Consider the following 21751-nt stretch of genomic DNA (forward strand, 5'->3'; position numbering starts at 1 on the left):
GGGGATAGGTTTGCTGAATTCAAGGGAATCGGGTTGTTCAGAGTAAAAGTGCGGTCATTTTTCACCGCACTTTTTGAGAAAAATTAAAGAATCTCTAATAGTTTATCAAAATCATCAAACACCCAATCCGGATTGGATTCACTAATCGGAATATTATAGTTATAACCGTAGGTTAAACCTACCACGGCACAACCGGCAGCGTGTGCAGCAAGAATATCATTTTTAGAATCCCCGACAAATAATACTTGTCGAGGCTCAACCCCAAATTTACCGCATAGATAATAAAGCGGTGCAGGATGAGGTTTGATAGCAGGTAACGATTGCCCGCCCAAGGTTTCACTAAATAAATGATCGATACCAAATGCCGCCAAAACGGGTTGAACATGTTTGGTCGGTTTATTGGTTACTACCGCCAATATGTAGCCTTTCGCCTTTAATGCTTCCAACGTTTCTTTTACATTCGGATATAATCGGCTCACATTGCAAAGATTTTCGCCGTAATAATAACTAAAACGTTCTTTTACTTTTTCTACATCCGCTTCAGTTAAGGTTTTGCCTGTTTGTTCTTTTGCCCAACCCAATGCACGCGCAATCAATACCGGTGCGCCATTGCCAATCCAAGTTAAAACCAGCGATTCCGGTGCTTGCGGTAAATCAAATTCAGCCAACGCTGAATTCACCGATAAGGCTAAATCCGGCAAACTATCGACTAACGTGCCGTCTAAATCAAAGCCAATTAATTTAAATTGTGTGTTCATTCAATATCTCTATCCTACATAAATGGGAAAAATTCAAAGGGTTATTTCTTGATTCCGGCAAGTTGGGTTCTCATTTGATCAATCACTTGCTTATAATCCGGCTGGTCAAAAATCGCGGATCCCGCCACAAACATATCCGCACCGGCGGCGGCGATTTCTGCGATGTTATTCACTTTCACTCCGCCATCAACTTCTAAGCGGATATCAAAACCGCTGTTATCAATGATTTGGCGTACTTGTTGTAATTTTTTTAATGTAGAAGGCAAGAAAGATTGCCCGCCAAATCCCGGATTTACCGACATTAACAAAACGATGTCGATTTTATCCAATACATAATCCAAATAACTCAACGGCGTTGCGGGATTAAATACTAAACCGGATTTACAACCGTGATCACGAATCAATTGCAAAGAGCGGTCAATATGCTCGGAACTTTCCGGATGGAAAGTAATATAATTCGCCCCGGCTTTGGCGAAATCAGGGATAATCCGATCCACCGGCTTAACCATCAAATGTACATCAATCGGTGCGGTAATCCCATAATCACGTAAAGCTTGGCAAACCGACGGACCGAAAGTCAAATTCGGTACATAATGATTATCCATCACATCAAAATGAATAACATCCGCACCGGCATTAAGCACATTTTGAACATCATCGCCAAGGCGTGCAAGATCGGCGGAAAGAATGGAAGGGGCAATAAGGTAAGGTTTCATTGTTATCTCCAAGAAGCTCGTTGTTGCCCTAGTTTACTACGTAAGTTTACGAATTGCCCTGATTATTTGCAGAAAACTTGAGAAAAAATAACCGCACTTTGAATGTTCTTTTAGTAAAGAAAACAAAGTGCGGTCGATATAATCTCGCTTTATTTGCCCACTTGGCTACCGATTAAACCGCCTAATGCCGCGCCGCCTAATGTCGTTGCGGTATTGCCTTTAATCATATAACCGGCTGCACCGCCAATTGCCGCACCGACAGCCGTATTTTTTTGCGTTCGGTTCATATGACTGCAAGCGGCTAATGAAATAAGTGTCATACCAATAACCAATGATTTTGTTATTAATTTCATAAAATCTCTCCGTATAAAACGTATAAAATTAAAAACTATCCATCGTGATAGCAATTGTAAGACTAATATCACTGAATAAAAGTTCATTTTTAGAAAAGAATCTTACTTTTGCACAATTATGCTTAACGGTTTCTTTGATCCAAAATTTCGGTTATCACTTTTAAATAGTCGATAGCAAGGCTTTGTTGCTCTGCACTGGCATTAAAAATAAGATCTTCTGAAAGCACGCCGCAAGGTTGCGAATTAGGAATCTCGCCTTTTTCATAGGCTTCAAAATCTTCCCGCCAATTACCTTCAAAATAATAATGCTCTAAACGTTGCATTTTAGGTAAAAAGGCTTGCCATTTTGCAAGAAAAGTCTCCGCCTCTGTCAAAAACTCATTGGCTTCATTCAGAATCTTTTCCATCTCGGCTAATTGTGCCAGGCGTGTTTGAGGTAACATTGTTCTCTCCAAAATAAGATAAAAAGAAACCGCACTTTGGCCTTGAAAGTGCGGTCAATTTATACTGTGTTTTTAATTACACATCATAGGTCGTGGAAGCCGTGTTACCGCCACGCCCTGTCCAGTTAGTATGGAAAAACTCACCACGTGGTTTATCTGTACGTTCGTAAGTATGTGCACCAAAGTAATCACGCTGAGCTTGTAATAAATTAGCCGGTAAACGGGCGGAAGTGTAACCATCTAAGAAGGTAATCGCTGACGCCATACACGGCATTGGAATCCCCACCTCAATAGATTTTGCCACCACTTTGCGCCAATCGCCCATTGCATTTTCTAAAATACCTTTGAAATACGCATCAGAGCCTAAGAAAATCAAATCCGGATTGGTTTCATACGCATCACGAATGTTGCCTAAGAAACGGCTGCGGATAATACAGCCTTCACGCCATAACAGTGCGGTATTGCCGTAGTTGATATTCCAATTAAAGTTTTCTGAGGCTTCGCGAATCAACATAAAACCTTGTGCGTAAGAAATGATTTTGGACGCCAATAATGCTTTACGCACCGCTTCGATCCAGACTTTTTTATCGCCTTCTACTTTGCCGATGGTTTTACTGAACAGTTTACTTGCCGCCACACGTTGATCTTTGAAAGCAGAGACACAACGGGCAAAAACAGATTCGGTAATTAAGGTTAATGGAATACCAAAATCAAGGGCATTAATCCCCGTCCATTTTCCCGTGCCTTTTTGCCCAGCGGTATCCAAAATTTTATCCACTAAACGTGTGTCATCAGTATCTTTATAGCCTAAAATATCCGCTGTAATATCAATTAAGTAACTATCTAATTCAGTCTTACGCCATTCGTTAAAAGTGGCTTCCAATTCATCATCGGATAATCCCACGCCCTCTTTTAAGAATTGGTAGGCTTCACAAATTAATTGCATATCGCCGTATTCAATGCCGTTATGCACCATTTTGACAAAATGGCCTGCACCGTCTTTGCCCACCCAATCACAGCAAGGCTCACCTTGTTCGGTTTTAGCTGCAATGCCTTGTAAAATCGGTTTCACGAATTGCCACGTTTCTTCGTTCCCCCCCGGCATAATAGAAGGTCCGTGTCTTGCCCCTTCTTCACCACCGGAAACCCCCGTACCAAGGAAACGAATCCCTTTTTCACGCAATGCGGCTACACGACGATTGGTATCCGGATAATTGGAATTACCCCCATCAATAATAATATCGCCTTCTTCTAAGTGCGGTAGTAATGCGTCAATAAATTGATCCACCACCTCGCCCGCACGCACCATTAACATCACTTTACGCGGTTTTTCCAATTTAGCGGCTAAATCTTCCAAGGAATATGCCCCAATAATGTTCGTTCCTTTCGCCGCACCTTGCAAAAACTCATCCACTTTAGAGGTGGTTCGGTTATACGCCACCACGTTAAACCCATGGTCATTCATATTTAAAATGAGGTTCTGCCCCATCACGGCTAAGCCGATAACACCGATGTCGCCTTTTACTGACATGTTTTTCTCCTGTTGGTTGTGGGGAAGAATATTCGCCCACTTTTATATTTAAATTCGTATTTATTCACTATCCGAAATGATGACGTACTTTTGTGCAATAATTTCTCGAAACCCTTCGGAAGTAGTAGCCCAATCAAGCAGATCAACTTTATAAGGCAGATCACTTTCGCTAAAAGCTTCCGAGACATCTGCAAAGCGCTGTAAAGAAAGTGGTTGCTCGCTCATCACTACCAAATCCAAATCAGAAAATTTGCGAGCCGTCCCTTTCACTCTTGAACCAAATGCGCGCACTTCATAGTCTGGTAAATATGTGCGTAAAATATCCTGCACAATTGCGAGATGTTTGGGTTCGATATCAAAAACTTTATCCATTTTGACCGCACTTTAATTTTGCGTGAAGATGTTTCACTTCACTTAAAAATTTAGGAATTCCTTGCACCACTAGAATTGCCGTATCTTCATCGTAAGTATGACTCGTTCGGCTACGCATTTCACGATACTGTTTCCAATCTAACCATTCTCCCTGCAATAATCCATATTCGTTACCGGTACGAATGAGATCTTGAAAACTGATACCTTCATAAAGTTCCGAATTAGGCGAAATTGCAACCAAATGACGTTTTAACATTTTATGACTAAGTTCATAGGTAAATTCAAAGCGTTGAATTAAACCATCACGGATTTGAATATCGTTAATATCTTGCAGATAACGATTTAGCCCTTCCTCTAAACGGAAAATCGCTTTTTCTAATGGTGTAAAATCAAGCATAATTTAGTCCCTTTAATTTTCTCCCACAGAATATTAATTTTGAGTTGCAATTTGTAAAACTAGTGCCAACACCGTCGGCAATCCCTGCTTCATCAAAATCCCTTTATTCTTCGCTGTCATCGCTCCAAAAACCGCAGCAATAATCACGCAAGTTAAAAAGAAATAAATCACTGAAATTTGCTGAATGGCATAGCCGAAAATAATCCCGGCAGCCAGAAAACCGTTGTACAACCCTTGATTGGCAAACATCACCTTCACTTTCTGTTGGGCGATAAATTCGTCCGTTAGACCAAAAATGCGTTTGGCTGCTTTTCCTTCAACAGCGAACATTTCTAAATAAAGAATATAAAAATGTTCGAGTGCCACAAGTGCGGTCAAAATATGGGCTACAATTTCCACTATAACAATTCTGCCGCTGCTTTATCCAAGTACCACTCCGTTATGCCGTTTTGGGCTTTAATTTTCGCTGCCGGATAAGGTGAATCTTCAGCCGGTACAGTTTGGATTTCTTTTAAAATTTCTGCCTTACTTTCCCCCGTGACAAGATAAGTAATGCGCTTTGCCCGCTCAATTAATTTTGCCGTTTTCGAAATACGGATTTGCCCGCTTTCAGGATGTGTCGCAATCACCGCAAGGTTTTCATCATCAAAATTAGTTTGATTTGGGAATAACGAAGCCGTATGTCCGTCAGTCCCCATACCCAAAATAATCCAATCAAAAACACCGTCAGAAATGACCGCACTTAGTTCTTCTTGGAAACGTTTTAGCTCAAAGAGCGGTTCATTTTCGCCACAAATTCGGTGAATGTTCTCAGCAGGAATTTGAATATGATCGAACAACAGTTTTTGCACTTCGCCATAATTACTTTCAGGATCTTGTGCCGCAACCATTCGCTCATCCCCCCACCAGAAATGGAGGTTTTTCCAATGAATTTCCGTATTGTACGGGCGGTGTGCTAAGGTTTTAAACAATAATTTTGGCGTACTGCCACCCGATAACGAAATATGAATCGGGCGTTGTTGTTCACTATATGTTTTTAATTCTTGCGCAATTTTTTCAACCGCTTGTTGGGCTGTATCAAAAATTATGGTGTTCATTTTTTATACCTTTTTCTTCATCAATCCGTTCGGTTTACGCCATACTCTGCCCTGTCTGGCAATGAGTTTATCCGCAGCCACCGGCCCCCAAGTACCGGCTTCGTATTCATGAATTCGCCCGCCATTGGCTTTGTAATCTAAAATCGGTTGAACGAATTTCCATGCTGCGTGGACGGCATCGGTACGGGCGAATAGCGTCGCATCTCCTTTCATCGCATCTAACAATAAACGCTCATAGGCAGTCAAGACTTGCGCTCCGGCAAGATCCGCATAGCGGAAATCCATTGATACTTCTTTGGCCTCAAAACCGGCGCCCGGTTTTTTCAAACCAAAACGCATTGAAATGCCTTCATCAGGTTGAATACGGATGATCAGTTTATTTTCCGGCGCATTTTGACTGAATACCGGATGAGGTGTGGTTTTAAAATGAATCACAATTTCTGTTACGCGAGCAGGTAAGCGTTTACCCGTACGCACATAGAAAGGAACCCCTGCCCAACGCCAGTTTTCGATCTCACAACGCAACGCAATATAGGTTTCAGTGTGTGAATCTGCCGGCACGCCTTTTTCTTCCAAATATCCCTTCACCATTTTGCCGTTCACTTCACCTGCGACATATTGACCAAGCACTAAATTATGCTCCACATCCTCTTGCGTGAGCGGGCGTAAACAGTGCATCACTTTTGCTACTTCGTCACGCATTGAGTCCGCGTTAATAATTGCAGGCGGTTCCATTGCCACCATGGCAAGCACTTGCAATAAGTGATTTTGGAACATATCCCGCATTGCACCGGAACCATCATAATAGCCGCCCCGCTCTTCAACGCCAATTGATTCAGCACCGGTGATTTCAACATAATCAATAAAATTACGATTCCAAAGCGGTTCAAACCAGCCGTTAGAAAAACGCAATACGAGCAAGTTTTGCACGGTTTCTTTACCGAGATAATGATCGATACGGTAGATTTGATGTTCTTCAAAGAAACGGTGAATTTGCACATCCAACACTTGTGCCGTTTTTTCATCGTAACCAAAAGGTTTTTCTACGATAATACGTTTCCAACCGTATTCTTCCGTATTTAGGCCATGTGCCGCCAAACATTCAGGAATAACGCCGTAAAGGCTTGGTGGAGTGGACATATAATAGAGAGTGTTGCCACAGGTTTGATATTTATCGTGTAATTCGTCCAAACGAGGCACTAATTTGCCATAGTCTGCGGCATCCGCCGTATTCACAGTTTGGTAATAAAGATGATGACAAAATTCATCAAGGGTTTCAGGTGTGGTATCTTCATTATTGATTAAGGCTTCACGCATTTTCATACGGAAAGTTTCATCGTTAAGTTCCGAACGTGCAACACCAAGCACAGAGAAGTGCCCACCCAATCTTCCAATTTTGAAGAGATTATAAAGTGCCGGAATGAGTTTTCGGTGGGTTAAATCACCGGATGCGCCAAAAATGACGATACAGCTGTTCTCAGTTTGCATAATTATCCTTATAAAAATACCGAGTGAAATGACAGGCTATTCTAACGAAAATTCCCCATCTAACCAATCAATTAAATCGAAAGATAGATTTCCAATTTATTGATTTATCCGACACCATCACAAAAGCGGGGTTAATCAATGTTTCGCGTTGATTGTATGTCAGCGGTGCAAATTGCGGATCAAAAATTTGCCCGTTCGTTTCCCCCAATAACACTTCCGCTCCTGCCGTATCCCATTCTCCGGTTTGCCCAAGACGAACATAGCAATCTACCATACCTTCCGCCACGAAACCGCTTTTTAAACTGCTCGACCCCATCACAACAAATTCACAAGGCAAATCTTTCGGTAAAATTGACCGCACTTTTTCCTGCGACGTTGTTGCTCCCACCGCAATGCGTAATATCGGGGAACAAGAAGTGCAGTTAAAATCTGTGGTGTTTTTAACCAATTTTTTGACTTGTTCGCCTTGTTTTTTAAATGCGCCAAAATTCTCCATCGCATAATAAGTGAGCGATAAAATCGGCGCATGAACAATGCTTAACACCGGTTTATTTTGACGTACGAGGGTAATTAAAACGGAAAATTGATCCGTACGATTAATAAATTGTTGTGTACCGTCAAGGGGATCGATTAACCAATATTCTTTCCAAGCTTTGCGTTCCTCAAAAGGAATATCACAATTTTCTTCGGAAAGTACCGGTGTTTGAGGGAAAAGTGCGGTCAGTTTTTCTGTTAAAAATTGGCTAACAAAAAGATCGGCTTCGGTCACCGGCGTATTATCTTGTTTAATTTGTACATCAATATGCTGTTGATAAAAATCTTGTAGATAATTTCCGGCTTGGTAAGCAATCGGTAGAATTTGATTGAGTAAATGTTCATTGAGTAGCAACATAAAATCTCCCTACAATATTTTTTCATAATGATTTTGTTTTCGGCAACAGCCATGGCAACACAAATAGGGTGTAAAAGACCATACAGCAAGCACTTAGTATCCCTAATGTTAAACCGCCTTCAGTAAGCCATTGCCAAAATGAAGCGTCCTGTTTACCCATAAACAATAAATAGAAATAGGACGCGACATTACAATAAAAAAAGCTAATCAATGATGAGCATAATACGATGGCTGCAATATTATGACGAATATAATGAAGCCTCGCGGCAACCAAGGCAATTAAAAAAGCAGGGATTGTGGTGAGAAAAAATGCCACCATAAGATAGCGAGTAAAAGGGGTCGGTTCAAAATCCCAATTCAAAAACCAAAATAGTGCGGTCACTAATCCTTGTAAAATGAGAGGAAATAAAATTAATGTTTTGAGATAAGGTTTCATAAAAAAATAGACTATCGGGAAAGATAGCCTATTTTAAAGGAATTTTAGGGATTAATCAGATTTTTTCGCACGTAATACACGGGAAGCAAAAATAATGATTCCGGCAATAAATACGGTTAAACCTAATATTTCACCAATGCCGTCCCAATTTTCAAGGTTAAGCGCCAGTGGTGCTTCAGAACCACCGGATGTGACAGAAGCTGCAATAATGAAGGCGAGAATCACCCCCATGAGGCTTTCACCGACAATCAAGCCTGCCGAAAAAAGCGTACCGAAACGTTCTGCTTTAGCCGAGGCTTGTTTATCGCCGGTTCGTGCCGCATAGTTTGCAATATGGCGGTTAATGAACCATGCTAAAAATGCCCCAACGACAACCGGTGTATTAATAGATGGTGGTAAATAAATACCAATTCCCACCGCTAATACCGGCAATGCGAAGGCTTTATTACTCACTTTTTTCAAAAATTCATCAATAATAATTAACACAGCCCCTAAGCCCACACCAGTTAAAATGTACGTCCATTCTAATTGGTTAGTAAAAATACCTTGTGAGATAGTCGTCATAATCGTGGCTTGCGGTGCGGAAAGTGCTTGAGTCGGATCCATATCCGGACGTGGCAACGCTCCGGTAAAGCCATAAGCGTGATACAAAATTTCCAATACCGGAGCAATCACCAGTGCGCCGACAAAGCAACCGATAATCAATGCCACTTGCTGACGCCACGGCGTGGCTTCAACTAACAGACCGGTTTTTAAATCTTGTAAGTTATCGTTGGAAATCGTCGCGGTAGTTAGCACGATAGAGGCTGTAAAGAGCGTAAGTGCGGTTAAAAATTTCTGACCATCTGTGGTTTCAAATAAACCCGTAGCATTACCGATAGAAACCAATACGAGAGAAATCACAATCACCGAAATAATCCCGATACCGGAAATTGGGCTTGATGATGCCCCTACTAATCCAGCCATATAACCGGAAGCCGCAGCCACAAAAAAGCCAATAAATACAGCCAAGAAGGTACAAACCACCACTAATAAAATAGAAAGTTCCGGTGAAATAGGTGCGACTGCAATAAAGTGATGTAATGAAATCACGATCAATGCAACGGTTGCAATGAGGATATAAATCATCGTTTTTGGTGAAAGATCGATATCAATGCGATCATCAGATTCTGATTGGCCCCTTTTCAACATACGGAATGAATGTATCATACCTTCTACCATCGGTTTCATTAAAACCAGTAATGTCCAAATTGCGGCAATACCGATCGTCCCCACTCCAATAAAGCGAACCTTGGTTTTCCATGTCCTCATGGCAAAGTCGATTAACCCCATATCTGTCGGCATATCACCGGACACAGTAAAGAACGGAACGGCGACACCCCAAGTCAGCACTAAGCCGACTAACATAGCAATACCTCCAACAATACCGATCACAAATAACCTGCACCTAATAATGCCAGAGAGAACCCCATTGGTAATTGGAAAGCGGCTTTACCGGTTTGAATCCAGGCGCTTGCCCCATCCGCCATTACACGTAAGCCATTGGTTAAAAATGCTACAACACCAGCTAACACGCCACCATAAGCAATGTCTTTTACACCGGTATCACCTTTGTCATGATTTCCCACCTTTAAAATTTCGGCAGCGGCGACGCCTTCCGGATAAGGTAAATCACTATTCACTACCATCACTCGGCGTAGCGGAATCGTAAACAATACACCTAATGTTCCGCCGGAAGCACAAATTAACATGGTTTGCCAAAATGGAAAATCGTTCCAGTAACCCATCATTAACAAACCCGGTAAAACGAAAATAACGGAAGATAAAGTGCCGGCAGCAGAAGCCTGAGTTTGCACCATATTATTTTCCAAAATACTGGAATCTTTAAAGAATTTTAACACTGCCATGGAAATAACAGCGGCAGGAATGGAAGAAGCAAAAGTCATTCCGACTTTTAATCCCAAATAGACGTTAGACGCGGTGAAAATCACCGTAATTAACGCCCCGAGAATAATCCCACGAAACGTGAGTTCTTTTAAATTTGAATGAGGCATAATTTTTCCCTAGGTTAAATAAAAAGCTCTTCACTTTCCCAAGAAACGGCAAAAAACTCAAGAATTATTTAAATATTTATGCAATTAAATTAAAAAATATTTAATAAATACTCTCTTTATTAGAAAAATTATTAATATCTCATTATCTTATCTTAGACCGTCCAAATAATCTCTTAAGGCATAAAGTGCGGTCAAATTTCTCGCCTCATTGAAATCGGGATCTGCAATTAATTCATCTAATTTTACCAATGGAAAACGAACCAATTCTAATGGTTCGGGCTCATCCCCTTCAAGTTTGCAAGGATAAAAATCCTGCACAATAAAAATATGCATTGGGTTACACATATAACTTGGGCTGGTAATGATCGTGCGTAAAAAACGGATGTGCTTTGCCCCAACGCCAATTTCTTCTTTCAATTCACGATTAGCCGCTTCCTCCGGCGTTTCCCCTACATCGATTCCCCCTTTAGGAAAACTCAGCTCATAACGTTCCGTACCCACAGCATATTCCCGAATCATTAAAAGTTCATCACCCTCAATAGGCACCATCATCACCGCCTGATGCACTCCCGGTTTAAAGCGTTCATAGGTGCGTTTTTCGCCATTACTAAATGCCAAATCAACCGCCTGAATTTCAAATAAGCGTGATTTTGCAACGGTACGTGTAGAAAGAATTTGAGGCAAGTGTTTTTGACTATTTGACGACATCGGTTTTCCTTTATTTTGTGATACCATTGGGCTCAAACTGTATCATAAATTGAGCAATAGAGAGATCCCAAATGGAAGAAAAAGACGTTCGCCTAGATAAATGGCTATGGGCTGCCCGTTTTTATAAAACCCGCAGTCTTGCTAAAGCTATGATTGAAGGGGGAAAAGTACATTACAACGGACAACGGGCAAAAGTCAGCAAAATAGTGGAAGTAGGCGCTATCTTAAAATTACGTCAAGGCAATGAAGAAAAAGAAGTAGAAATTTTGGCGTTAAGCGATCAACGCCGTGGTGCACCCGAAGCACAATTACTTTATCGAGAAACGAGCCAAAGTGTGAAAAAACGGGAAGAAATGGCATGGGCAAGAAAAAATAACGCCCTTTCAATGCCCCACCCCGACCGTCGCCCAAATAAAAAAGAGCGTCGGGATTTATTGAAGTTTAAACATCAAGAATTAAATTGAATCTATTTTTGAATTTGATATGACCATACCCATGCAAAAAGAATCTCAAAATATCCTCGTCATTTCCTATTCACAAACAGGGCAACTTTCCCGTCTTGTGGAACATTTTCTTACACCGTTACAAAGTAATAGTATTCACATGGAACATCACATCATTAAGCCATGCGAACCTTACCCTTTCCCTTGGAAATTTCTTTCCTTTTTTAACCAATTTCCTGAATCTGTACATTTACAACCAGCCCCTATTCATTCCCCCGAATTCCAACAAGAAAAATACGATCTCGTGATTATCGCCTACACGGTTTGGTTTCTTTCACCAAGTCAGCCAATAACGGCTTTTTTACAATCAAAACAAGCCAAAAGACATTTAAAAAATACGCCGGTCATTACTCTGATCGGCTGCCGTAATATGTGGTTACAAGCACAAGAAAAAATGAAAATCTTATTGGCAGATTGTGGTGCAAATTTGATTGCGAATGTGGTAAAAGTGGATCAGTCTAATGATTGGGCAAGTTTTATTACCACACCAATGTGGATGCTCACAGGCAAGAAAAAAGCACTCTCTTGGTTGCCAAGTGCGGGCATTGCCGAAAATGAAATAAAAGATATGCAACGCTTTGGCGAAAAACTTTTACAAATCTTGCAACAAAATCAACCACTTGACACCACAATTTTCCAAGAAATGGGCGCAGTAAAAATTGATGAAAAATTAATGATGAGTGAAAAAGTTGGTAGCCGAAGTTTTCATATTTGGGGAAAATTACTGATAAAGTGCGGTCAAATTTCGCCAAGTTTTCGCAAAATCGTGCTATGTTTCTACATTGTCTTTCTAGTAGCAATGATTTTAACGGTTGTCCCGATTTCAGCGATCATAAAACGTGTATTAAATCCATTGATACGGAAAAAATTAGATGAGCAAAAACGGTATTTTGCCAAACCAAGTGGAGAGTAAAATTTTTCTACAGGATAAATTATGTTATCAAATGTTTATATCAATAAAATTTCTGCGTTCTTACCTAATGAGCCGATTGCCAACGAGAAAATGGAGGCGGTGCTTGGAATGGTGGGGAAAACGCCATCTCGTGTAAGGAAAATGATTTTACGATCCAACGGTATTCAGCAACGTTACTATGCGATCGATCCTACCACTCGCCAAGCTACTCATACCAGCACAGAATTAGCCGTACAAGCGGTCAAAAATTTGGGGATTTCTGCAACGGATTTTACCAGTCTTGCGGTGGCAACCTCCTATCCCGATCAAATTATGCCGGGGCAAGGGGTGATGGTACACGGTTTGTTGGAAAACGCTCCGCCGATGGAGGTGATGTCAATGTCGGGTGTATGTGCGGCGGGAATGGCGGCGATGAAGCACGCTTTCAATGCTGTTCGCACAGGGGAGCATCAATGTGCCGTGGCGGTAGCATCGGAATGTGCTTCAGCAATTATGCGGAGTGAGAATTTTAAGGCAGAAGCAGACAGCAAATTGCTGGAAAACGCCAAGCCCGAAATTGGTTTTGAGAAAGATTTTTTACGTTGGATGTTATCAGACGGAGCTGGGGCGGTTGCACTTTCCAATCGACCGAATGAAACAGGTTTGAGCTTTAAAATCAATTGGATTGAATTGGTTTCCTTCGCCAATGAAATGCCCGTGTGTATGTACGCAGGCGGTGATGTAAAAAATGGACAATTTGTAAGTTGGAAATCGGTGTCGCAAACTGAGCGAGACAGCCAAAGTTTTATGGCGATCAAACAAGATGTGAAGTTGCTTAACGAAAATATTGTGCGTTGCACCGTAGAAAATGCACTCAAGCGGTTTATTGCTAAGCATAATTTGCAAGCAGACAATATCGACTATTTCCTACCGCATTATTCGTCGGGCTTCTTCCGTGATCGTCTGCTAGACGGCTTACGCAATATTGACTTTGAAATTCCACAGCAAAAATGGTTCACCAACCTCACCACCAAAGGCAATACGGGATCGGCCTCGCTCTACATTATGTTGGAAGAATTTGCCCGCACTTTCCCGCTTAAATCGGGACAAAAAGTACTGTGTTATGTGCCGGAGAGCGGTCGATTTTCAAGTTGTTTTATGTTGCTAGAGGTGGTTAATGGAAATTGAAGACATTCCCCAAGACAGCAGCAAAGTTTTCCACGGGCAGAAAAAAGTGATTTACGCCACCCGTAATGGAAAATTTGAAGCAGGCACTAGCACAGGTTGGCAAGCGGAAGAATTTGCCACCGAACAAGCGGTGGACGAACTTAACCAACTCACCGAAGCCGCTTTACAAGCGGTCAAAAACGGCGAAAAATCGGTCATTTACTACCTGATGTATAAAAACCGCTATGATCTCCAAAGCCTCGCCCAAGCCACAGGCTTCTGGCAATGGCAAATTAAACGGCATTTTAGACCGGAGGTTTTTGCGAAGTTGTCGGAGGGGAAGTTGGAAGTGTATGCAGGGGCGTTTGGGGGAAATTTGAGCATTTAAAATGTCAAATAACAATATTATTATCTACACTACCGAAGACGGTTTATCCCAATTTACCCTGCGTGAATTGGGATCGCAACTGTGGCTAAGCCAGTTGGAAATTGCTGAACTCTATCAAACCACTAAACAAAATATCAGCAAGCATATTAAAGCAATTTTGGCAGAAAATGAGTTGAGTGAACATTCAGTTGTCAACTTTCAGTTGACAACTGCCACTGACGGTAAGAATTACAATACACAGATTTATGCATTACCAATGATTTTAGCCATTGGCTACCGTGTGCGTTCTACTCGTGGCACACAGTTTCGTCAGTGGGCAACTCGTACATTGGGTGAATATATCCAAAAGGGCTTTGTGCTAGATGAGGAGCGGTTAAAAAATCCGCCGATTGGTACAAATCAGGCAGACGATTATTTCGATCTATTATTGGAAAAAATTCGGGATATTCGGGCGAGTGAACGGCGAATGTACTTGCGTGTGCGAGAAATTTTTACACTAGCGGCAGATTATCAGCCAAGCTTTAGGGAAACTAATCAATTTTTCCAAAAAATCCAAAATAAATTGCATTTTGCTTGTACTGATAAAACAGCGGCAGAGCTTATTTTTCAACGTTCAAATGCTGAATTGCCAAATATGGGACTAACAAATTTTCGTGGTTCAGAAGTGATAAGAAAAGATGTCACCATTGCGAAAAATTATTTGAATGAGCAAGAAATTACAGCATTAAATCGGATCGTTTCAATGTGGTTGGATTTTGCCGAAGATCAGGCTAGCCGTAAAAAGCAATTTTTCTTAAAAGATTGGGAAGACAAATTGGATAGTTTCCTTGTCTTTAATGAGAGAAATATGTTGAAAAATCAAGGCTCTATAACAAAAAAACAAGCAGATGAAAAAGCTTTGTTGGAATATGATAAATTTAATCAACAACGCCGTTTAGAAAAAGAAAAAGCGGGCGAAAATTATATTGAGCAGCTCCTAAAATTAAAGAAATAAGCAGTCATTTTTTATAGAAATTTTGCAAATGAAAAACTTCCCCCACCAACACACCGCTCATTGCGAGAGCGGGGTAATGTCCACCTTGCTAAAATCACAGGGGATAGATTTAAACGAAGCTATGGTTTTTGGTTTAGCCTCAGCTTTAACCTTTGTTTATCTGCCGATTATCAAAGTCAGCGGAATGCCTTTGATTTCTTACCGTATGCCGCCGAAGAGTATTATCAAAAATGTATCGAAAATGCTGAAAGTGCGGTTGAAAATGCAGAAATTTTCTAATGAAACGGCAGGGCAAATGGCGTTAGATCAGGCGTTGCAGAAGGGTAAATTAGTCGGCTTGCAGACGTCGGTTTTTTGGCTGCCTTATTTCCCGCCTGAAATGCGCTTTCATTTTAATGCGCATAATTTATTGGTATATGGTAAGGATCAAGATGATTATTTAATCAGCGACCCTGTGTTTGAAACGGTGCAACGTTGCCCAACAGGCGATTTGCAAAAAGCCCGTTTTGCTAAAGGGGCATTGGCGGCAAAAGGGTTGATGTATTATTTTGAGCAAACGCCTGATTTTTCACAAATTGATTTGCCAGAATTAGTTCGAAAGTCTATTCGTAAACAAGCGAAACAAATGCTTGCGCCGCTGTTTTTTGTCGGTGTGAAAGGGATTCGTACCGTGGCGAAATCCATTGAAAATCTCGCCGCTTGCAAAAAAGGCGAAAAGTATAACAAACTCTATTTGGGACATATTGTGCGTATGCAGGAAGAAATTGGCACGGGCGGGGCAGGTTTCCGCTATCTTTATGCCTATTTCCTTGAACAAGCTGCTGAAATCTGTAACGAACCTAAATTCAAACAGGCTTCTGAACAGATGACTGAAATTGGCGACCTCTGGCGAGAATTCGCCACCCTTTGCGTGAAACAATGTCGTAAACCGAGTATGGAAGGGTATAAAGAAGTGGCGGCGTTTTTGCGAGGAATTGCGGAGAGGGAAGAAACTTTGTGGAGAATACTAAAATAGCCATTGGAAGCGTGCAAATGTTTGGATGGATAAAATAGGATTATCAGGATATGGATTATAACATTGAAATTTATGAAACAGATGAATATAACCAGTGTAGATTTGCATTAGGAAACATTGCATTAGAAAATATTACGAACAGTACATTATTTGTATTTGGTATTAATCCTAGTACTGCAGATGATCAGAAACCTGACCATACAATTAAGAAGGTAATAGGATTTGCTGAACACAATAGCTATTCTAGCTTTGTAATGTTTAATGTATATCCCTTGAGAGAAACATATCCCTATAAACTGCCACCAGAAATGAATGATGATATTTTTAACCAGAATTTAAATGTTATTAAAGAGATATTGAGTGATATAAATAATCCTCATATTCTATTAGCGTATGGTAAATTAATAAATAGTAGAAATTATTTAAGACCGTGTTTAAATCAAATTTATAGAGAAATACAAAATCTTAATCAAGATATAAAATGGTTAAGAATTGGTCCAATGTTAGTATGTGGTCATCCAAGGCATCCTTTATACGCTCCTTATAGATATAAGTTAGAAGAAATTGATATGGATAGATATTTATCTAATGATACAAATAACTAATGTAAACCATCAATACCCCAACTCTCCAATTTCTGCTTTGCGAGATGTAAACCTACACATTCTCCAAGGTTCCTCCATCGGTTTACTCGGCCCTAACGGTGCAGGGAAAACCACGTTAATGTCATTAATGGCTGGATTACAAGAAGTACAATCCGGGCAGATTTTGTTTGATGATGTCCCCTTTGAACGTTTAACCAAAAAACAGCGCCATCAAATCTCTCTTGTGCCTCAGGATTTTGCGTTTTATCCGTTATTAACGGTGTGGGAAAATTTGATATTTTTTGCCGCTCTTTATGCTATTTCGGATAAAAATTGGTTGTTGGAATTGTTGGAAAAAACAGGATTAACCACACATAAATCCAAGCTAGCAAAACATTTATCCGGCGGATTAAAACGCCGTTTAAATTTTGCTATTGGGTTAATTAACCGCCCGAAAGTAATTTTCTTAGACGAAATCACAGTTGGAATCGATCCACAATCCCGTCAATTTATTTTAAATAGTGTAGCAGATCTAACCGATCAAGGCGTAACGGTAATTTATACCTCCCACTATCTACAAGAAATTGAACAACTTTGTTCACAATTAGTGCTATTAAACGAGGGAAAAGTCATTTATCAAGGTAATTTGCAAGAAATTATCGGTAATCAACCGCTTGAGAAGTTTTATTTGGATTTTTTGGATAAGCAGATATAAAGAATCCCACAGGTGTGGGATTATCTAATTTATTGCTTAGTTTTTGCCATTTTCAGTTTTTGAACCGCCGCTTTTCCTTTTTCTTCAGAAACTTGTTCTAAATTAGCGCCACCAACAAAAACACCCATTTTTATATACTGTCGGATAAAGTAATTTTTGCCTGAATCCGTCTTGATATTGAGATCATTGTTACTGAATTCCGATTCAGTTGAAATTTTATGATCACCCGCTTTTACTTGTTTGTAGAAAAAAACTTTTGGCGCCGATTCACCAATAAATTTATCATCGACATAAAGATTTTTCTTCAAGGCTGCACCAAAGACAGAATCACGATAGATATAAAGACCGGATAAACCTTTCTTTGGTGTATCAAATCTTTTCGCTTGAGCGTCTTGTTGTGGTGATGCCATTTCTGTTTTTGCACAAGCCGTTAAGAATAAAACGGCACTTAATCCTAAAAAATTAAAAAATTTTTTCATTATAAACCTCGTCAAAATAAATAAGCCTCTCGTAAAAGAGGCTTAAAAAATTAGAAACGATAAGAGACATTCAGAGCAATTTTATTCACTTTTGCTTTGATGTCTGATTCAATATTGCGCAATCTTGTTTGCGTATATTCTACGCCTGCTTCAAGTTTGTCGGTGAGTGCAAATTTAACACCTGCACCGTAGGCGACACCAAAGAGACTTGAACCTTCGACATATTGAGAAACTTCTTCGCCTAAATCAAAGGAGCTGACTTCAGCACCAATTTTTACATAAGGTAAAATGCTATCAGTCACACGATAGCCTTGTAAGTAAGCAATGCCAATATTGAATGTTTCTTTGGAAACAGAACTACCTGCATTACTGGTTTCAGAGCCGCCCGTTCTTAATTTGACTTCTCCAATGCCGACAAAATCTTTTGCAAAGTCAAAGCCATATTGGCCAAATACACCAATACTCGCTTTGTTTGAACTATTGGCACTCACCCCAAAACCCGGGATTTCAAAAGTATGCTTAGTTGAACTTAATTCTGTACCAACTGCAAATCCTGTAAAATTGCCTTCCGCTACGGCAAAACTGCTAACCGAAACTGCCAGAATACCCACTAATGTTGTTTTTTTCATAGAAAAGCCTCGCTAAATGTGTGAAAATTGATTCGTATGGTTGCGCTTAAAAGCGATGGTTATTGTAAAAGAGTCGTCTTTTTTCTCCATTGACAGATAAGACAGAAAACCGCCTTTTTAATCCAAAAACAGTACTGAAAAGACAAATAGGTAACCGAATGAGTGTACAAGATAAAATCAGAGGATTGCGTGAGCAAAATAGGCTTTCGCAGGAAGAAATGGCTGAACGATTGAATATGTCGCCAAGTGGTTATGCAAAAATTGAACGGGGCGAAACCAAATTATATTTAGAAAAACTTGAACAAATTGCACAGGTTTTTAATCTTGACATAACTGATCTAATTAATACAAAAAATATTTGTTTCTTAATTAGTGAGAATAGTCAATCAAGTTCAAATTATTATAATTCTGATGATGCCTTAATTATTGAAAATGAAAAATTAAAGCTTTCACTCTCTTTTCAAGAACAACTCATTGAGCAACAAAAAAGAGAAATTGCGTTATTAAAAGAGATGAACGCACTGCTTAAAGCCTAAATAAATCGACAATAATTATGTTAATAGCTTCAATCTGTAAAGAACTTCGCCTGTTAAGTCGCGATTTACACGGGGTTGCGGTGTTATTTATTATGCCGATCTTATTTATGTTTATTATGTCCGCCGCATTAAGTAATGAGAGTGAATTAAGCCAAGAAACACCGATTATGCTGTTATCGGAAAGGGAAAATCCATTAAATGAGGCTTTATTTCAGGCTTTAAAAGAGGAAGGGCTGAGTGTAGTGCAGGGTAATATTCGGTCAGAGCGGATAAAAGCAGAAAATGCATTAACAGAGGGCATATATTCTTTATTAATTATCAATTCTAACTCAAAATTGACCGCTCTTTCCGGCGAAAAACCGTTGGAATTACGTTTAAATCCAAGTATTGATCGAGGCTGGTTGTTAGGTGTGAAAGGCATTTTACAAAAGCACTACACAAGACTACGCTTGGAACAATATTTAGCGGACAATCACATCAAGTTGAAAAATCGTCAGCAGAAGCAAATCAAAGAGATAGAGAAAAAAGTCAATCAGAATCTAGATGAAAAATTTGCACAAATCAATGATTATTTAGCCAAAGCACAGTGGCAGGAAGTCTATCTTAATCGTCAAGGAGAGCAAGTCACAAAGCCTAACTCGGTACAGCATAGTGTACCTGCTTGGCTGATTTTTGGCATGTTTTTTATTATGATTCCGCTGTCAAATGTGATGGCAATGGAACGCCAAACCAATACCATTACTCGCTTACGAATGGCTAGGGCTTCGGCATTAAATTTAATCGTAGCGAAATTGCTCCCCTATTTTTTGATTAACCAATTACAATTTATCGGTATGATTTCACTGGGGTATTTTGTATTGCCATACTTTGATATGCCGGCATTTTCTTTGAATGGTGAATGGTGGCAATATGGGGTGTTATCAATGACGGTCAGCATTGCCGCACTCGGCTATGGTTTATTCGTGAGTGTTATCGCGCGTACAACCGAACACGCCGTTGTGTTAGGTGGTGGAGGAATTATCATTATGGCGGCTATCGGCGGTATTATGGTGCCGACCTATGTGATGCCCGATATGATGCAAACAGTTGCGGAATTTTCACCGATGGGATGGGCGTTAAGCGGTTTCCAAAATTTATTGCTCAACCGGTATGAACTAATCCAAATTGCCGATTATTTAATAAAATTGACTGCTTTCGGCATACTGATGATCGGGTTGGCGGCTGTTCTCTATCAACAACAATTGAAAAAACAAGTGAGATTTTAATGGCTTATCTTTTTACTCTTGAATCAAATTTGCTTGAATTAGAGTTAAAAAAACTCATTTTACAGGAATCGGAAAAAGAGGAACTTGAACCTGATGAAATTTCTGATGACGAACCTCTTTTTGGCGGGCAAAGCCGTATTCAGTTAGATTCCCTTGATGCGTTACAAATTGCGGTGGCATTACAGGCACATTTTAAAGTACGTTTACAGGGTGACCGAATGGTGCGTAAGCATATGATGAACGTGCGCGATCTTGCGGCTTTTATTCGTGAACAACACCAAAAATGACCGTCTATATTAACGCCGTTTCTGCCCAATTTGCGGAAAAACTCGGACAACGAACCAGCCAAATGTTAGGGCAAACAACAGTATTACCTTACTTCAATGCATTTAAAGAACCACTGCTTTCCCTTGAACGGCTTTATGCTTATTTTGATGAGCAAATCGACGGCACTTTAAAACAAGTAAATTGGAATAAAACTGAAGTTAAAAATATTCCCATTTTGCTTGGCTCCACAGCTTATGTCATGAGTGATTGCGAAGCCCGTATTGCCAATCAACAACCGCTACCAAAAGAATACAGCTTGGCGGTGATAGCTGATCATTTACGAGAACGGTATCAAACACAAGTATTTAGTTTTGCAACCTCCTGCACCTCTTCCGCCCAAGCCATTGGCTATGCCTATAAAATGCTGAAAAATAACATAGCAGAAAAAGCCTTAGTACTCGGTTTTGAAATGTTTAATCGCTTAACGTTTGAGCATTTTCAAGCAATGAATTTACTTTCCCAAGAGCCATCTTATTTACCGATGATCGCATCCAATGGCATGATTTTAGGTGAGGGTATGGGGTGTATAGCATTATCTATCCAACCAAATCGCTCCTTATATTGCGAAATCTTAGGTGTAACGAGCGTAACAGACAATGAAAATCTGACCAATAGCAACAAAAACTCATTGAAAACCTTGCTTAAGCAATGCCTTAAAAAAGCCCAAATATCAGCGGAACAAATCCAAGGAATCAAAATTCATGGTGTGGGCGGTAGTAGTGATGAAATGGAAAAACAAGTACTGAGAGAACTTTTCCCACAAACAGAGTGGATGTTAGTCAAACCTTATATGGGACACACACTCGGCGCAAGCGGTGTATTGGAAACAGTATTTTTTTATCAAAGTTTACAAGCCAAATACCTTGCAGAATTACCTTGGCAAATGCAAATAGAAAGTAAAAGTCAATCGCTGACCCATGGAAAAGCCTTAAAGTGCGGTTATTATTTACACTATTTTTTAGGTTTCGGCGGTAGTCATATCGCATGGGTAACCAAGGTGGGAGGGTGAATG

General features: G+C 40.2%; 27 protein-coding genes and 1 pseudogene. 12 read left to right on the forward strand and 16 right to left on the reverse strand.

Annotated elements, in window-relative coordinates:
* Nucleotides 1-83 precede the first annotated feature (83 nt).
* The 14 genes and pseudogenes from PNEUHYL_RS04560 to nudE form a co-directional block, all read right to left on the reverse strand.
* A complete protein-coding gene (locus tag PNEUHYL_RS04560; protein WP_059366067.1) occupies nt 84-758 on the reverse strand; it encodes a phosphoglycolate phosphatase in 675 nt (224 codons plus the stop codon).
* 41 nt (nt 759-799) lie between these two features.
* A complete protein-coding gene (rpe, locus tag PNEUHYL_RS04565) occupies nt 800-1474 on the reverse strand; it encodes a ribulose-phosphate 3-epimerase (RefSeq protein WP_059366068.1) in 675 nt (224 codons plus the stop codon).
* Between the two features lie 149 nt (nt 1475-1623).
* Nucleotides 1624-1827: a glycine zipper 2TM domain-containing protein gene (locus PNEUHYL_RS04570; RefSeq protein ID WP_059366069.1), complete on the reverse strand. Its 204-nt coding sequence runs from the start codon at nt 1825-1827 to the stop codon at nt 1624-1626.
* 122 nt (nt 1828-1949) lie between these two features.
* Nucleotides 1950-2270, reverse strand: a complete 321-nt coding sequence (locus PNEUHYL_RS04575; protein WP_059366070.1) for a DUF4298 domain-containing protein — start codon at nt 2268-2270, stop codon at nt 1950-1952.
* 76 nt (nt 2271-2346) lie between these two features.
* The gene (gnd, locus tag PNEUHYL_RS04580) at nt 2347-3801 is read right to left on the reverse strand and encodes a decarboxylating NADP(+)-dependent phosphogluconate dehydrogenase (RefSeq protein ID WP_059366071.1); all 1455 of its coding nucleotides are present in this window, start codon (nt 3799-3801) and stop codon (nt 2347-2349) included.
* Nucleotides 3802-3861: 60 nt separating this feature from the next.
* Nucleotides 3862-4173, reverse strand: a complete 312-nt coding sequence (locus PNEUHYL_RS04585; RefSeq protein WP_059366072.1) for a nucleotidyltransferase family protein — start codon at nt 4171-4173, stop codon at nt 3862-3864.
* Nucleotides 4166-4570: a nucleotidyltransferase substrate binding protein gene (locus PNEUHYL_RS04590; protein ID WP_059366073.1), complete on the reverse strand. Its 405-nt coding sequence runs from the start codon at nt 4568-4570 to the stop codon at nt 4166-4168. The genes PNEUHYL_RS04585 and PNEUHYL_RS04590 overlap by 8 nt, the downstream gene beginning before the upstream one ends.
* Nucleotides 4571-4603: 33 nt before the next feature.
* Entirely contained in the window at nt 4604-4969 is a 366-nt protein-coding gene (locus PNEUHYL_RS04595; protein WP_059366074.1) for a DUF1304 domain-containing protein, read from the reverse strand.
* Nucleotides 4969-5667 carry a 6-phosphogluconolactonase gene (gene pgl / locus PNEUHYL_RS04600; RefSeq protein ID WP_059366075.1) on the reverse strand — a complete coding sequence of 233 codons (699 nt, stop codon included), beginning with the start codon at nt 5665-5667 and terminating at the stop codon, nt 4969-4971. The genes PNEUHYL_RS04595 and pgl overlap by 1 nt, the downstream gene beginning before the upstream one ends.
* A 3-nt stretch (nt 5668-5670) precedes the next feature.
* Nucleotides 5671-7155, reverse strand: a complete 1485-nt coding sequence (zwf, locus tag PNEUHYL_RS04605; RefSeq protein ID WP_059366076.1) for a glucose-6-phosphate dehydrogenase — start codon at nt 7153-7155, stop codon at nt 5671-5673.
* A 67-nt stretch (nt 7156-7222) separates the two neighbouring features.
* Nucleotides 7223-8047 carry a 3'(2'),5'-bisphosphate nucleotidase CysQ gene (cysQ, locus tag PNEUHYL_RS04610; protein ID WP_059366077.1) on the reverse strand — a complete coding sequence of 275 codons (825 nt, stop codon included), beginning with the start codon at nt 8045-8047 and terminating at the stop codon, nt 7223-7225.
* Nucleotides 8048-8069: 22 nt separating this feature from the next.
* Entirely contained in the window at nt 8070-8483 is a 414-nt protein-coding gene (locus PNEUHYL_RS04615; protein WP_059366078.1) for a hypothetical protein, read from the reverse strand.
* Between the two features lie 51 nt (nt 8484-8534).
* Nucleotides 8535-10537 (reverse strand): annotated as a pseudogene (locus PNEUHYL_RS04620) (OPT family oligopeptide transporter).
* A 147-nt stretch (nt 10538-10684) separates the two neighbouring features.
* On the reverse strand, nt 10685-11245 hold the full coding sequence (nudE, locus tag PNEUHYL_RS04625) for an ADP compounds hydrolase NudE (protein WP_018356973.1): 561 nt from the start codon (nt 11243-11245) through the stop codon (nt 10685-10687).
* Nucleotides 11246-11316: 71 nt separating this feature from the next.
* On the opposite strand from nudE, the gene hslR reads away from it, so the two are divergent.
* The 8 genes from hslR to PNEUHYL_RS04665 are packed head-to-tail and all read left to right on the forward strand — an operon-like array spanning nt 11317 to nt 17503.
* Complete coding sequence (gene hslR / locus PNEUHYL_RS04630) at nt 11317-11709, forward strand: ribosome-associated heat shock protein Hsp15 (protein WP_059366079.1); 393 nt, start codon at nt 11317-11319, stop codon at nt 11707-11709.
* Nucleotides 11710-11740: 31 nt separating this feature from the next.
* Entirely contained in the window at nt 11741-12661 is a 921-nt protein-coding gene (locus PNEUHYL_RS04635) for a hypothetical protein (RefSeq protein ID WP_059366080.1), read from the forward strand.
* Between the two features lie 21 nt (nt 12662-12682).
* Complete coding sequence (locus tag PNEUHYL_RS04640; RefSeq protein ID WP_059366081.1) at nt 12683-13828, forward strand: beta-ketoacyl-ACP synthase III; 1146 nt, start codon at nt 12683-12685, stop codon at nt 13826-13828.
* Nucleotides 13818-14195, forward strand: a complete 378-nt coding sequence (locus PNEUHYL_RS04645; RefSeq protein WP_059366082.1) for a DarG family dialkylresorcinol biosynthesis protein — start codon at nt 13818-13820, stop codon at nt 14193-14195. The genes PNEUHYL_RS04640 and PNEUHYL_RS04645 overlap by 11 nt, the downstream gene beginning before the upstream one ends.
* 1 nt (nt 14196) lies before the next feature.
* Nucleotides 14197-15189, forward strand: a complete 993-nt coding sequence (locus tag PNEUHYL_RS04650) for a virulence RhuM family protein (protein ID WP_059366083.1) — start codon at nt 14197-14199, stop codon at nt 15187-15189.
* A gap of 28 nt (nt 15190-15217) precedes the next feature.
* Nucleotides 15218-16204, forward strand: a complete 987-nt coding sequence (darH, locus tag PNEUHYL_RS04655; RefSeq protein WP_059366084.1) for a BtrH-related acyltransferase DarH — start codon at nt 15218-15220, stop codon at nt 16202-16204.
* Nucleotides 16205-16254: 50 nt separating this feature from the next.
* Nucleotides 16255-16809 carry a DUF1643 domain-containing protein gene (locus PNEUHYL_RS04660; protein ID WP_059366085.1) on the forward strand — a complete coding sequence of 185 codons (555 nt, stop codon included), beginning with the start codon at nt 16255-16257 and terminating at the stop codon, nt 16807-16809.
* The gene (locus PNEUHYL_RS04665; protein WP_059366086.1) at nt 16793-17503 is read left to right on the forward strand and encodes an ABC transporter ATP-binding protein; all 711 of its coding nucleotides are present in this window, start codon (nt 16793-16795) and stop codon (nt 17501-17503) included. The genes PNEUHYL_RS04660 and PNEUHYL_RS04665 overlap by 17 nt, the downstream gene beginning before the upstream one ends.
* A gap of 29 nt (nt 17504-17532) precedes the next feature.
* On the opposite strand, the gene PNEUHYL_RS04670 is transcribed toward PNEUHYL_RS04665, so the two are convergent.
* Both PNEUHYL_RS04670 and PNEUHYL_RS04675 read right to left on the reverse strand, forming a co-directional pair.
* Nucleotides 17533-17982: a DUF2846 domain-containing protein gene (locus PNEUHYL_RS04670; protein ID WP_059366087.1), complete on the reverse strand. Its 450-nt coding sequence runs from the start codon at nt 17980-17982 to the stop codon at nt 17533-17535.
* A gap of 50 nt (nt 17983-18032) precedes the next feature.
* On the reverse strand, nt 18033-18611 hold the full coding sequence (locus PNEUHYL_RS04675; protein WP_059366088.1) for a porin family protein: 579 nt from the start codon (nt 18609-18611) through the stop codon (nt 18033-18035).
* Between the two features lie 158 nt (nt 18612-18769).
* Here PNEUHYL_RS04675 and PNEUHYL_RS04680 point away from each other — a divergent pair, with 158 nt between their 5' ends.
* Genes PNEUHYL_RS04680 through PNEUHYL_RS04695 form a run of 4 tightly spaced genes read left to right on the forward strand, consistent with a single transcriptional unit; the run spans nt 18770 to nt 21748 of the window.
* A complete protein-coding gene (locus tag PNEUHYL_RS04680) occupies nt 18770-19147 on the forward strand; it encodes a helix-turn-helix domain-containing protein (protein WP_059366089.1) in 378 nt (125 codons plus the stop codon).
* Between the two features lie 17 nt (nt 19148-19164).
* A complete protein-coding gene (locus PNEUHYL_RS04685) occupies nt 19165-20412 on the forward strand; it encodes an ABC transporter permease (protein WP_059366090.1) in 1248 nt (415 codons plus the stop codon).
* A complete protein-coding gene (locus PNEUHYL_RS04690) occupies nt 20412-20699 on the forward strand; it encodes an acyl carrier protein (RefSeq protein WP_059366091.1) in 288 nt (95 codons plus the stop codon). Before PNEUHYL_RS04685 ends, PNEUHYL_RS04690 begins: the two co-directional genes overlap by 1 nt.
* A complete protein-coding gene (locus PNEUHYL_RS04695) occupies nt 20696-21748 on the forward strand; it encodes a beta-ketoacyl synthase N-terminal-like domain-containing protein (protein WP_059366092.1) in 1053 nt (350 codons plus the stop codon). Before PNEUHYL_RS04690 ends, PNEUHYL_RS04695 begins: the two co-directional genes overlap by 4 nt.
* The last annotated feature ends 3 nt before the right edge of the window (nt 21749-21751 follow it).

Origin of the sequence: Rodentibacter caecimuris, assembly GCF_001019715.1 — a bacterium.
Taxonomy (GTDB): Bacteria; Pseudomonadota; Gammaproteobacteria; order Enterobacterales; family Pasteurellaceae; genus Rodentibacter; species Rodentibacter caecimuris.